Origin of the sequence: Streptomyces sp. TBY4 (assembly GCF_024213195.1) — a bacterium.
Lineage (GTDB): Bacteria > Actinomycetota > Actinomycetes > Streptomycetales > Streptomycetaceae > Streptomyces.
In genome coordinates this window covers 1-12417 of the sequence record NZ_JANAVF010000029.1, presented here as the reverse complement: position 1 = coordinate 12417, position 12417 = coordinate 1, and the positions used below count along the sequence as shown (strand labels likewise).

Annotated in this window: 15 protein-coding genes; 3 read left to right on the top strand and 12 right to left on the bottom strand. The window is 69.7% G+C overall.

All coding sequences use genetic code 11. The features are described 5' to 3' along the window. Window positions 1-9 precede the first annotated feature (9 nt). The 9 genes from NLX94_RS37700 to NLX94_RS37660 all read right to left on the bottom strand — a co-directional run bounded on the left by NLX94_RS37700 (window position 10) and on the right by NLX94_RS37660 (window position 6743). Window positions 10-348: an antibiotic biosynthesis monooxygenase gene (locus NLX94_RS37700; RefSeq protein ID WP_254387809.1), complete on the bottom strand. Its 339-nt coding sequence runs from the start codon at window positions 346-348 to the stop codon at window positions 10-12. Further along, window positions 345-674: an antibiotic biosynthesis monooxygenase family protein gene (locus NLX94_RS37695; RefSeq protein WP_254387808.1), complete on the bottom strand. Its 330-nt coding sequence runs from the start codon at window positions 672-674 to the stop codon at window positions 345-347. Before NLX94_RS37695 ends, NLX94_RS37700 begins: the two co-directional genes overlap by 4 nt. Next, on the bottom strand, window positions 671-880 hold the full coding sequence (locus NLX94_RS37690) for an acyl-CoA carboxylase subunit epsilon (RefSeq protein WP_254387807.1): 210 nt from the start codon (window positions 878-880) through the stop codon (window positions 671-673). Before NLX94_RS37690 ends, NLX94_RS37695 begins: the two co-directional genes overlap by 4 nt. After that, window positions 868-1188, bottom strand: coding sequence for a TcmI family type II polyketide cyclase (locus NLX94_RS37685; RefSeq protein ID WP_254387806.1), 321 nt, complete (start codon window positions 1186-1188; stop codon window positions 868-870). Before NLX94_RS37685 ends, NLX94_RS37690 begins: the two co-directional genes overlap by 13 nt. 267 nt (window positions 1189-1455) lie before the next feature. Beyond that, entirely contained in the window at window positions 1456-1920 is a 465-nt protein-coding gene (locus NLX94_RS37680; RefSeq protein WP_254387830.1) for an SRPBCC family protein, read from the bottom strand. Between the two features lie 285 nt (window positions 1921-2205). Then, window positions 2206-3426, bottom strand: a complete 1221-nt coding sequence (locus NLX94_RS37675) for a ketosynthase chain-length factor (RefSeq protein WP_254387805.1) — start codon at window positions 3424-3426, stop codon at window positions 2206-2208. Between the two features lie 5 nt (window positions 3427-3431). After that, window positions 3432-4706: a beta-ketoacyl synthase gene (locus tag NLX94_RS37670; RefSeq protein WP_254387804.1), complete on the bottom strand. Its 1275-nt coding sequence runs from the start codon at window positions 4704-4706 to the stop codon at window positions 3432-3434. Beyond that, window positions 4703-5146, bottom strand: coding sequence for a cupin domain-containing protein (locus NLX94_RS37665; protein WP_254387803.1), 444 nt, complete (start codon window positions 5144-5146; stop codon window positions 4703-4705). Before NLX94_RS37665 ends, NLX94_RS37670 begins: the two co-directional genes overlap by 4 nt. 28 nt (window positions 5147-5174) lie before the next feature. Continuing rightward, window positions 5175-6743, bottom strand: coding sequence for an acyl-CoA carboxylase subunit beta (locus tag NLX94_RS37660; RefSeq protein ID WP_374684072.1), 1569 nt, complete (start codon window positions 6741-6743; stop codon window positions 5175-5177). A gap of 250 nt (window positions 6744-6993) precedes the next feature. Between NLX94_RS37660 and NLX94_RS37655 the strand changes: the two genes are divergently transcribed. Genes NLX94_RS37655 through NLX94_RS37645 form a run of 3 tightly spaced genes read left to right on the top strand, consistent with a single transcriptional unit; the run spans window position 6994 to window position 9659 of the window. After that, a complete protein-coding gene (locus tag NLX94_RS37655) occupies window positions 6994-7569 on the top strand; it encodes a cupin domain-containing protein (RefSeq protein ID WP_254387802.1) in 576 nt (191 codons plus the stop codon). Window position 7570: 1 nt separating this feature from the next. After that, window positions 7571-8860: a cation:proton antiporter gene (locus tag NLX94_RS37650; protein WP_254387801.1), complete on the top strand. Its 1290-nt coding sequence runs from the start codon at window positions 7571-7573 to the stop codon at window positions 8858-8860. 16 nt (window positions 8861-8876) lie between these two features. Next, window positions 8877-9659, top strand: coding sequence for an SDR family oxidoreductase (locus NLX94_RS37645; RefSeq protein WP_254387800.1), 783 nt, complete (start codon window positions 8877-8879; stop codon window positions 9657-9659). An 82-nt stretch (window positions 9660-9741) separates the two neighbouring features. On the opposite strand, the gene NLX94_RS37640 is transcribed toward NLX94_RS37645, so the two are convergent. The 3 genes from NLX94_RS37640 to NLX94_RS37630 form a co-directional block, all read right to left on the bottom strand. After that, entirely contained in the window at window positions 9742-10407 is a 666-nt protein-coding gene (locus NLX94_RS37640) for a response regulator transcription factor (protein ID WP_254387799.1), read from the bottom strand. A 71-nt stretch (window positions 10408-10478) separates the two neighbouring features. Then, complete coding sequence (locus NLX94_RS37635) at window positions 10479-11588, bottom strand: LLM class flavin-dependent oxidoreductase (protein WP_254387798.1); 1110 nt, start codon at window positions 11586-11588, stop codon at window positions 10479-10481. Between the two features lie 214 nt (window positions 11589-11802). Beyond that, window positions 11803-12417, bottom strand: a 615-nt coding sequence (locus tag NLX94_RS37630; RefSeq protein WP_254387797.1) for a hemerythrin domain-containing protein, incomplete at its 5' end; no start/stop codon positions are given.

The following is a 12417-nucleotide window of genomic DNA, read 5'->3' as shown; positions in this document are numbered from 1 at the left end:
CCCGGGCCCCTATCCGGCCGCGGGAGCGGCGGAGGCGGCGACCTCGTAGGACTCCAGCGTCGCGCGCACGTCGTAGATGGTGCGCTGGAAGGTGTCCGCCCAGTACGGGAACATGGCGGCCGACTGGCGTATGTGGTCGGGGTTGTCCGCCCAGGCGCGGAACAGCTCCTCGGACTCCCACTCGGCGAGCAGGGCGTACTTGGTGCTGTCCGAGCTGTCGCGGATGAGTGCGTCGCGCACGTGGCCGGGGGTCCCGCGGACCTTGCTGGTGACCTCGACGTAGGCCTTCTCGAAGGCGTCGAAGTCCTCGGGCTTGATGGTCGCCGTCATGACAACGCGAATGCTCATGTCCGTACCGTTCCTTCCTGTGTCCCGGCGGCGGCGCCGACGTGGGCCACGACCTCCAGGAGCGTCTTGGTGGCCGACTCGCGGAGCTGGTCCAGCGTGGCGGAGAGCGCCTGCCGGTCCTGGCTGCCCTGGTAGCCCGCGAGGTCCTCGTGGGTCTGCCAGTCGGCGGTGATGGTGTAGTGGAGCGGAGACTTGGGGGAGCGCAGCATCGTCTGGCTGACCGCTCCCGGGTAGCGGCTCGCCACGGCGGCCGCATCCCGCCAGGTGCGTTCGAAGGCCGCGGCGCAGCCCTCGCGGACCTGCATGTCCAGGACGGTGCGGATCACAGCTGCCCCCAGCCGCCGCGGCCGTGCGCGGTGAACGGGGACCAGGTCGGCCGGGCGGCCGGGCGGGCGGTGCGGCCGTCGTCGGCGCCGGCGGCGCCGAACGTGGTCACCAGCACCGCCATCAGAGCGGCCATCTCCTGGGGGTTGGGGGTGCCGCGCACCACCCGCACCAGTTCGGGGGCCTCGGCGTCCGTCAGGCGTTCCACGTGTAGAACTCCTTTGCCATCGCGTCGCTCGGGCCGCGCCAGGTCACCGGGTCGTAGGCGTTGATGTGCGGCTTCAGCTTCTCGTTGACGTCCTGGAAGAGCGGGTGGTCGCGCACCTCCTCGACGCGGTTGCCGATGGGCTCCTCGGTGGCGATCAACTGGAAGTACAGGCCCTGGTACTCGAAGAGCCGCCGGTGCTTGACCCCCACGAGGTGGGGCAGCTCGGTGGCGTCCGATTCGGCCCAGATGCCGGAGACGCTCTCGCGGTCCTCCGGGTCCATGCGCGCGACGATGAGCGTGTACTGCATGAGCACTCCTTCCGTGCTGCCGGCCGGTTGACGACCGCCTTCGCCTCATCCTGGCCGCAGGGGATAAAGCGCTTATGAGGGCGAGGCAAATGGCCCCCGCACCAGGAATCCCCGACCGGATACCGGCAATACGATTCGTATGCAGGCTATCTTTTTTGCGCTACCGTGGCCTTGGGCTGCCGCCGCGATTCCCCCGCCGGTGGCAGCCCGCCCCCGCACGCCGAAGCGGCCTCCCCCCTATGGAAGGGGAGGCCGCTTCGCCACGTGTCAGACGGCCACCACGCCTGCGCGCTCCTGGACCCGGCCCCGGATGAGGGCGAGCTGCAGGGTGGAGTTGGCGCTGATGCGCGCCGTCATCGTCGCGGTGTCCACCGGCGCGCCGGGCTTCATCGCGAACTCCTGCTGCCAGCGCAGCTCGACGCCGCCTTCGACCTCCTGGTAGGTCCAGACGATGTTCATGAACTCGAACGGGCCGGTCTCGACGCGGCGCGCACGCACCGTGCCGTTCTCCCGGTCCTGGGTCCGCTCGGAGACCCAGCTCCACACGGTCCCGTTCTCGTCGGGGTGCATGCTGAGCCGGAAGGTCACCGAGTCGCCGGCGGTCTCCAGGATCTCGGCCGCCGCGTACTCGCTGAACAGGTCGGGCCAGGCCGCGACGTCGTTCGTCTGCTGCCAGACCTCGTCGTACGGGGCGGCGATGACGATGGCCTGCTCGGTGCGGCCGACCTGGATGCCGCCGGCGTCGACGAGCCGCCGGTAGGTGGAGAAGAGCAGCTCGGCCGGGCTCTTGGCGCCGTCGGAGCTGCTGTCCGGCTCCAGGCCGAGCTTCAGCTCCAGTTCTGCCACGACGCCGAGGACGCCGAGCGAGTCGACGGCCAGCGAGCCGAAGGTCACCTCGGGGTCGAGGAGCTGGTCCGCGGTGATTCCGGCGCCCGAGGCGCGGTTGATCAGTTCGGTGTACTCGTCAAGAGTGATGGACGTGACGGTCACGGTGGTGCCTTCCTTCGGTTTGGTTGCCTACACAGCTCTGACGACGACGGCCGCGTTGAAGCCCTCGAATCCCCGGGCCAGCACCAGAGCGGTGCGCACGGGGGTCTCGCGCGTCTCGCGTACGACGTCCAGGGCGATGCCGGGGGCGAGTTCGGTGAGGCTCGGGGTACCGGGAATGACGGAGTCGCGGATGGAGAGCAGGGCCATGGCCACGTCGAGCGGCGCGCCACCGGCGTGCAGCCGGCCCACGAGGCACTTGGGCACCGTCACCGGTACCCCGTGCGCGCCGAACACGGCGGAGATGGCGTCGGCCTCGGCGCGGTCGGCCTCGGGTACGCCGAGTCCGTCCGCGAAGACCACGTCGATCTCCGAAGGGTCGACGCGTGCGTCGGCGAGTGCCTGCGTGATCGCCCGGCGCAGCCCGGGCTCACGCCCGGATCCCGGACGCGGGTCGAAGGTCGCCGAGTAGCCGGCGAGCACTCCGTAGCCCGGCTCGGCGTCGCGGGAGCGCCAGGTGTCCTCGCGCTCGACGATGAAGATCGCCCCGCCCTCGCCGGCCACGTAGCCGTCGGCGGCGGCGTCGAACGGCTGGTAGGCGCGCACCGGATCGCGGCGCCCCGTCATCAGGTGGGCGGAGGTGTGGCAGGCCAGGGCGTACGGTCCGAGCGGTGCGTCGGTGCCGCCGCTGACCACCATCGAGGCGTCGTCGCGCAGTGCCCTGCGCGCCTGGCCCAGTGCGTCGAGGCCGCCGGCCTGTTCGCCCACGATGACCCCGCAGGCGCCCTTCATCCCGTGCTTGATGGAGATCTGACCGGTGGTCGCGGCGTAGAACCAGGCGATGGACTGGTAGGGGCCCACGAACCGCGAGCCCTTGCTCCACAGCTTCTGGATCTCCCGCTGGCCGAACTCGTTGCCTCCCGACGAGGTCGCCGTGATCACGGACATGTCGTACTCGTCGAGCTCGGCAGGGTTGACCCCGGCGTCCTCCAGCGCCCGGCCGGCGGCGACCAGACCCAGCTGGGTCCACCGGTCGGTCTGCACCATCAGGCGCCCCTCGACCAGCTCGCTTCCGGTGAAATCGCTGATCTCACCGGCCACGTGCACCGGGTACCCGGAGGCATCGAACGACGTCACCGGCTGGATGCCGCTGACACCGTTGACGGTCGCCTCCCAGAACTCCTTCGTCGTGGAACCGTTGGGAGCCATCGCGGACACACCGGTGAACACGGTGCGACGGTTGTCGGTCATCTGGTTCACCTCCTGCTTCCGAGGCCGGGCCGGGCCAGGAGCATCGCCGACTGGAAGCCGCCGAACCCGCTGCCCACGCTGAGCACGACGTCGTTGACGTTCTTGCGCGAGGACAGCGGCACGTAGTCGAGATCCAGTGCCGGGTCCTGGTTGTGCAGATTGGCCGTGGGGGGAACCACGCCGTTCTCTATCGCCAGCACGCAGGCGGCGACCTCCAGCGCGCCGATGGCGCCGAGCGAGTGCCCGATCATCGACTTGATGGAGCTGACTGGCACCCCGTACGCCGCCTTGCCCAGGGACCTCTTCAGCGCGGCCGTCTCGTGACGGTCGTTCTGCGCGGTCCCGGAACCGTGGGCGTTGACGTAGCTGATCTGGTCCGGAGTGATGCCCGCACGGCCCATGGCGATCCTGATCGCCTCGGCCATGTCGAGCCCGTCCGGCTTGAGCCCCGTCATGTGGAAGGCGTTGCTGCGCTGTGCGAAGCCCACGATGTCGGCGTACGTACGCGCACCCCTGCGGGCGGCGTGTTCCCGGCTCTCCAGGACCAGTACGGCGGAGCCCTCGCCGAGCACGAATCCGTCCCGGTCCCGGTCGAACGGGCGGGAGGAGTGCGCGGCGTCGCCGTTGTTGCGCGAGGTGGCGCCGATGGCGTCGAAGCAGGCCACGGTGATCGGTGAGATCGGGGCGTCGGTCGCCCCGGCGATCACCACGTCGGCCGCGCCCTCGGAGATGAGCTGAACGCCGTGGGCGACCGCGTCGAGGCCCGAGGTGCAGCCGGTGGAGATCACCGTCGACGGCCCCTCCGCGCCGGAGGCCCACGCCACCTCCACCGCGAGGGTGCTCGGGATGAGCGCGCGGTAGAGGTGCTCGGTGGCGAGCTCCGGTGTGACCTCCCACTTCTTGCCCGAATCGCTGACCACCACGTACTCGTCCTCGAGCCGCGTGGTGCAGCCGACCGCGCTGCCGATGCTGACGCCGACCCGCTCCGGGTTCACCTGACCCGGCTCGAGCCCCGCATGGGCCAGGGCCTCACGGGCGGCGACCACGGCGAACTGGGCGCTGCGGTCCATGCGGGCAATCTCGTCCCCGCTCAGGCCGGCGGCGGAGGCGTCGAAATCGACCTCGGCCGCGATCCGGGACTGGAAGCCGGTGGGGTCGAACAGAGTGATGCCGCGGGTCGCGGTCCGGCCGGCGACCAGCAGGTCCCAGTAGGCCTCCCGGCCCAGCCCGCCCGGTGCGACGACGCCCACTCCGGTGACGACGGCTCCCCAGTCCGTCATCGGGGCTCTCCGGCGGGCGCCAGCTCCGGGAAGGGCAGGTCTTCCGTGTCCACGTGGCCCAGGTCGGGGCGGGGGGCCAGCGGGCCGAGCTGGAACAGCAGCTCCGCCGGCTCGTCGCCGTTGTTGTCCAGGCGGTGCCGGACGTTGATCGGGATCAGGATCCCCTCACGGGGGCCCAGCTCCAGCTCCTCGCCGTCCAGCCGCAGCGTGATGCTGCCGGAGAGCAGGAACACGAACTCCTCCGAGTACGGGTGGTAGTGCTCGCTGATGAACTCGCCGGGCTCGAGCTTGGCGAGGCCCATGAAGCCGCTGGTGGCCCCCACGTTCGCGGGGCTGAGCAGCGTGCGGATCTCGCCGCCGCGGTGCTTGTTGACGGGCACTTCGCCGACGGCGACCTTGCGGAACGTGCGCCGCGTGCTGCTTACGGTCTCCTGGTTCATGAAACGTGGCTCCTCTTGTGTTGGTCGGTCACAGTGGCGAATTGCCGTGCTTGCGCTGAGGGAGGGAAACGCGCTTGGACCGGAGCATCTCCAGGCCCGCGTGGATCACCGCCCGGGTGTCGCGTGGGTCGATCACGTCGTCCACGAGGCCGCGCTCGGCTCCGTAGTACGGGTGCATCAGGGTGCGCTGGTACTCGTCGATCAGCGTCCGCCTGGTCTCCTGCGGATCCTCCGCGGCCGCGATGGTGCGGCGGTGGATCACATTGGTGGCGGCCTCGGCCCCCATCACGGCGACCTCGTTGCTGGGCCACGCGAAGGAGAGGTCGGCGCCGATGGAGCGGGAGTCCATCACGATGTACGCGCCGCCGTACGCCTTGCGCATGAGCACCTGGATGCGGGGCACCGTTGCCTCGCAGTAGGCGTACAGCAGCTTGGCGCCGTTGCGGATGATGCCGTTGCGCTCCTGGTCGACGCCCGGCAGGAAGCCCGGGACGTCCACCAGCGTCACCAGCGGAATGTTGAAGGAGTCGCAGAAGCGGATGAACCTGGCGGCCTTCTGCGAGGCCTCGATGTCGAGCACGCCCGCCAGCACCATGGGCTGGTTGGCGACCAGGCCGACGACCTGGCCTCCGATGCGGGCGAGGCCGATGACGATGTTGCCCGCCCACGCCGGCTGGAGCTCCAGGAATTCGCCGTAGTCGACGATCTCCTCGATCACCTGGCGTACGTCGTAGGGCTGGTTGGGGGAATCGGGGACGATGTCGAGCAGGGCGTCGCAACTCCGGTCGACCGGGTCGTCCACGGGCTCCTCGGGCGGGAACTCCCGGTTGTTCTGGGGCAGGAACGACAGCAGGTAGCGCACCGTCTCGAAGGCGTCGTCCTCGTCGTCGTGCACGAGGGTCGCCTGGCCCGACTTCGCGTGGACGTCGGCGCCGCCGAGCCCCTCGAAGTCGATCTCCTCGCCCGTCACGGCCTTGATCACGTCAGGGCCCGTGACGTACATGCTCGCCTTCTCGCGCACCATCAGCACGAAGTCGGTGAGCGCCGGAGAGTAGGCTGCGCCGCCGGCACAGGGCCCGAGCAACACGCTGATCTGCGGAATCACCCCGGAGGCCTGGACGTTGCGGCGGAAGATCCCGCCGTAGCCCGCGAGGGCCATCACGCCTTCCTGGATCCGCGCGCCCGCGCCGTCATTCAGGCCGATCAGCGGGACGCCCGAGCTCTCGGCCAGGTCCATCACCTTGTGGATCTTGGCGGCGTGGGCCTCGCCCAGGGAACCGCCGAAGATCCCGAAGTCATGGGCGTAGACGAAGACCTTGCGGCCGTCGACGGTTCCCCACCCGGTGATCACTCCATCGGTGTAGGGCCGCTTCTTGTCGATGCCGAAGTCCGTCGCGCGATGGCGGCGCAGCATCTCCAGCTCCGTGAACGAACCCGGGTCGAGCAGCCGGCCGATGCGCTCCCTGGCCGTCAGCTTGCCCAGGGGGTGCTGCCGGGTGGCGGACTCGTCGTTCTGCCCTTCCAGCACCCGCTGCCTGATGACGCCGAGTTCCGCCGTGCGGTCGCGCATGCCTTCGGCCGGCAGCCCGGACCCCATGCCGTCCTGTCCTCGCGGCACCTCCTTCACGGCGGTGCCATGGTGCTCTCCCTCCGACAAGCCACTCACTCCCTCCGGCGACGAACCGTGTCGAGCACCGGACCGGTTCGTCCGGGTGCTCGTCGGAGTCTGCTGGGGCCGGGAAAAGTTCCTATTAGTCCGCCGCAAAGCCGCGGCCCATGCCTCTGCTTAGGCGCCGCTTTACCGGTGGCTCCGATACTCATCGCACCCGAAACCGTAAGGACTGGATATGACTGTGACGCCGGCGTGCGTTGTCCACCTGGACGATGTGAAGCCCATCAAGTGGGCGGGTGAAGTGGGGCGTTGGCTGCTCCGCGGGGAAGACACGGGCGGTCTCTTCTCCTTCTTCGAGGTGACCACCCCGCCCGGTGGCGGTCCGCCGCTGCACATCCACGAGACCGTCGACGAGACCTTCTTCGTCATCGAGGGCCAGTACGAGTTCGAACTCGACGGCGCGGTCCACAAGGTGCCCCAGGGCGGTCTGGTCTACGGTCCGCGCGGGATGGAGCACGCCTTCGTCAACACCTGGGACCGGCCCAGCAAGATGCTGTGCATCGCGACGCCGGGCGGTATCGAGGACTGGTTCGAGCAGCTCGGTGTGCTGCTCGAGGGCGGTGGACCGCCCGACTGGGAGAAGATGCAGGCCCTGGCCCGCAAGCACAACGTCGTCGGCCTGCGCGGTGCCGGCCCCGGCGGGCGCGGCGGCACCAACGGCCCGGGCCTCCTCGGCGGCGGCCCCGGTGGTCCGGCCGGTCCCGGGGGCCCCGGCGGCCGTCCCGGCGGCCGCCCCGAAGACCGGGGCTAGCATGGCGCAGAGCACGGCCACGGTCCTCTCGGAGACCGTGGCCGGCGTCGCCGTCGTCCTGATCGTGGGATCCGTGCTCGTCCCGCTGCTCAAGCGCCTGCGTCAGCCGCCGGTCATCGCCGAAATCCTCGCCGGCATCATGCTGGGACCGAGCCTCCTGGGCCTGCTCCCAGGGGACCTGCCCAAGCTCCTCTTCCCGCCGGAGACCCGCTTCGGCCTGGCGAGCATCGCCCAGGTCGGCATCCTGATCTTCATGTTCCTGGTCGGCTGGGAGACCGACCTCGGCATGATCCGCACCCGCAAGCGCACGGTGGTCGGCATCTCCCTGTCGGCGATCGCCCTGCCCTGCGTCACCGGCATGGCTCTCGCGGCCTGGCTCTGGTCGAACCACAACGTGGTGAACGGCAAGGTCATCGACGAGACGGCCTTCATGCTGTTCGTGGGCACGGCGATGGCCATCACCGCCTTCCCGGTACTCGCCCGGATCATCCAGGACCACCGGCTCCAGCACACCCGGGTGGGCACCCTCGCCCTGGCGAGTGCCGCGGTGGACGACGCGATGGCCTGGTGCCTGCTCGCCGTCGTCTCGGTGATCGCGGTGTCCTCCGGCTCCGGCCACGTGGTCACCGTCGTCGCCGGCACCGTGCTCTACGCGGTGGTGCTCTTCGCCGTGGCGCGCCCGCTGCTGCGCAAGCTGATCGACCGGATGACCCGTAACGGCGTCGTCTCACCGCGCCTGCTCCCGGTGATCGCCGCCGGTGTCTTCCTCTGCGGCTACACCACGCACGCGATCGGCCTCGACGCCATCTTCGGCGCCTTCTCCTTCGGCCTGATCATGCCCCGCGACGGGCTGAAGATGCTCAAGTCCCAGGTGGCCGTGCCGGCCGAGCACGTCACCAAGCTCCTGCTGCCCATCTTCTTCATCACCACCGGCCTCTCGGTCGACGTCACCCAGCTCGGTGGCACCGGCGTGGTCGAGCTCCTCGCGATCCTCGCCGTGGCCTGCTTCGGCAAGTACGTCGGCGCGCTCGGCGCGGCCCGGGTCTCCGGGCTGTCCTGGCAGGAGTCCTCGCTCATCGGTGTCCTCATGAACACCCGCGGCCTCACCGAGCTGATCATCCTCAACGCAGGCGTCAGCATGGGCGTCCTGGACAACCGGATGTTCACCATGATGGTGCTGATGGCACTCATCACCACGGCGATGGCCGGCCCCCTCGTCCCCCGCCAGCCCTACGCGCGGAGCGACACCGCACTTCCACTCGACGGCGCGCTGCTGGAGCCGGCCAAGTGACCCCTGGAGATCACTGATGTCCTTTCCCTATACGAGCGCCCTCGTCACCGGAGCATCGAGCGGTATCGGCGCCGAGTTCGCCGAGCAGCTCGCGCGCTCCGGCGCCGACCTGATCCTCGTCGCACGCCGCGAATCCCGGCTCAAGCAGCTCGCCGACCGACTCACCGAGCAGTACGGGACCGGGGTCGAGATCCTCGCCCTGGACCTGGGCGACGAGGAGGAGCTGCAGGTTGCCGCCGACCGCCTGGCCGACCGCGACCGCCCGGTCGACCTGCTGGTCAACTGCGCGGGGTACGGCTCCACCGGGTACTTCAGCGAGCTCCCACGCGAGCCCGAACTGCACCAGATCCGGGTCAACGTCCTGGCCCCCGTCGTACTCACGCACGCCGCGATCGGCGCGATGCAGGAACGCCGGCACGGCGGCATCCTGAACGTCTCGTCCATCGTCGCGGGCCTGCCCATGCCCAAGTCAGCGGTCTACGGCGCCTCCAAGGCCTTCCTCGGAGCGTTCAGCGAGAGCCTGCACATGGAGGCCCGGGCCAGCGGGGTGCACGTCACCACCGTGCGGACGGGCCTGGTCCGCACCGAGTTCCACGAAGCGTCCGGCCTGGACACCTCCGGGCTGCCCAAGCTGGCCTGGCTGGAGCCCGAGCAGATCGTGACGCCCTCCCTGCGCGCCGTCGCCAAGGGCAAGGCGTTCGTGACCCCGGGCGCCATGAACCGTACTCAGCCGTGGTTCCTCGGGACGATGCCGCGCCCGGTGCTCCAGGCGATGGTGAAGCGCATGTACAAGGTGTGACCAGCGGGCACGACGGAGCGGGGGCCGGTTCTGAGAACCGGCCCCCGCTCCGTCGTGTCGCCGCCGTGTCCCGGCGCCCGGTTCAGTCGACCGGGCGCCCCGCCGGAACGGACTCGTCGCTGCTCATCACGATGTCGTCGACATTCACCAGACCGAGCTCGTGAGCGAAGATCACCAGGCACAGCCGGCTCTGCAGCCCCAGCTTCCGCATGAGTCTCTGGACGTGGGAGCGGATCGTATTGCTGCTCACCCACAGCCGGTCCGCGATCTCGGCGTTGCTCCGTCCCGTTCCGACGAGCCCGAGCACTTCCAGTTCGCGGGCGGAGAGGGCCTCCAGCGTGGCCTGCGCATCGCGGTTCAGCGCCCATTCGAGGGCCAGATGGCCACTGCTCAGCCGCTCGCCGGTGAATATCTCCTCCGACACGACGGTGCCCCGCTGCGCCACCAGGCAGGCCGAGTCGGCCAGCTCACGGTCCGGGGCCGAGCTCAGCACGATTCCCCGGGCGCCCAGCCACGGCAGACAGACCAGTTCCTCGAACGGTTTGTCCACCACCAGGAGCAGCGGCGGATGCACGCCCACCAGCTGGGAGGCGATCCTGCGGATCGTCCGGAACCCGGTGCCGTCCGCCGCCACGATCACCACATCGGCGTCCTCGAGCTGCTTCCGGTCGTTCGGCAGGACGACGAACCCGTCCATGGCCGCGATGCGCCTCTCCAGCGCGGCCCTCCCGTGTTCGTTCGCGCCCATGACGACTACTGACAACACAAGACACCCCCTGTCATCGGCCATGCGAGCCCGGGTCCGTTGACCGGAGATCTTCAGCTCCCTGCCGTGCGGCCCCGGATTCCGGCCTTCTCCAGTCTGGGAAGGACCTCGGAGGCGAAGTACTCGAGCTCGCCGAGGTAGTCGACGAAGGACAGCGCGAGCCCGCCGACGCCGGCCCGGGCGAACGAGATGATGGTGTCGGCCACCTCGTCGGGAGTACCCACCAGCGGGTGTCCGCCGTGGCCCGCGGCGAAGCGGGGACGGAACATCCCGATCTGGGCCTCGCTGAAGGACTGGGCGTTGATGCCCTGGCCGCTCATGACCGTGTCCACACCGGCCCAGTCCGCGTTCTCGTCCGCGTAGTAGTGCAGGAACTCCTCCGCCTCGCGCCGCGAGGGCCGGCAGACGACGAACGCGTTCGAGAAGACGCCTACCTGCCGCCCGCCGTGGCGCGCTGCCGCCTGCTTCGCGCTGTCGACCACGGCCGAGCCCCGCGCGGGGTCGAAGGTGGCCGTCAGCAGGAAGTCGGCATTGCGGGCCGCGAACTCGCGCCCGGCCTCCGACACCGCCGCGTTGATCACCGGCAGTCGGCCGTTGACCGGCCGCGGGCCCACCTGCAGGCCGCGCAGACCGGGGAAGAACTCGCCGTCGTGGTCGAAGGGTCCCTGGTTGCTCCACAGCTTGCTGACCAGGTCCCACCACTCCTGGGCGTGGGCGTAGCGCTGAGCCGGGCTGCCGGGGAGGTCGAGGCCGAATGCCTCGTACTCCGCCTGGTACCAGCCGGCCACGATGTTGAGTCCGGCCCGGCCGTTGCCGATGTGGTCGAGGGTGGCCAGCTGCTTGGCCGCGACGATGGGCGGCAGCAGGGCGCTGTGCACGGTCGCGAAGACCGATATGCGCTCGGTGGCGGCCAGCATGCCGCCGGCCCAGGTGATCGTCTCCAGGACGCTGTCGTGGAAGGTGGTGCCGGGCCAGCCGATCCAGCGGCCCACCGGCAGCAGGAAGTCGATGCCGACCTGGTCGGCGAGGACCGCGAGGCGAAGGTTGTCGGACCAGCTTCCCGACCAGCGCTCGGGGATCTTGGTGATGGCCAGGCCTGACGATGCGTTGGACGCGAACAGGCCGAGCTTGAAGCCGTTTTCGGCAAAGATTCCGTTCTCCATGACCCCTCCGAGCTGTTGGACGTTTCCGTCCCCGGTCAAGGCCGGAACAGCACGGCGGGGCGGGTATGAGAGGCCGACGGCTATGCAATCCGCCGGTCCCGCACACCCGCCCCGCGCGTTCGACCTTGACCACCGAGGACTTGGGTAAACGTCGCACAGTGGACTAAAGCCGAGCTAAGAGGAGCAGATGGTTTTCGGTCAGCCGGTCAGCCGGTCAGCCGGTCCAGGAGCCCCTGGCCTGGTACGCCGGTGTCCACACGGTCTTCAGGGCCAGGCGCAGCGGCGCCGGCAGGAAGGAATCCATGCGCCGTACGTTCTCCTGCGTCGCCTCGTCGAGGATCCAGGGGAAGAACTCCGCAGCACCCGACATGCCGAGGCTGTCGCGCTGGTCCGCGGTGAAGGCCTTCCAGTCCTTTTCGGTGAGGGCTTCCTGGATGTAGGGGAGGCCGTCCTTCTCCTCGTGGACGAGGTGGGTTTCGAGGCAGTCGCCGAGAAGGGTGACGGCTTCCGCGAGCCGGTCCGACTGGGGCTCCGGGTCGGCGAAGGCGGCTTCCACCCGGGCGAGCAGCGGGTCGATCTGCTCGTGTTCGTCCTCGAGCTCCGCGAGGACGGAGAGCGCTTCGGGGCGGTTGGCGAAGCCCTTGGCCATGCGGGGCCACAGGTCACGGTCCTCGCCCTCGTGGTGGATGAGGAGCTGGGTCTTGAAGATCTCCCAGCCCGTCAGTACCCGCTTGCGTGCGGTGGGATCCTCCAGGGAGCGGCCGGCCACGGCCTTCTCCAGACGCCGGATGTCACGCCGGAAGGCGTCGTGGCTGACCAGCATGATCGT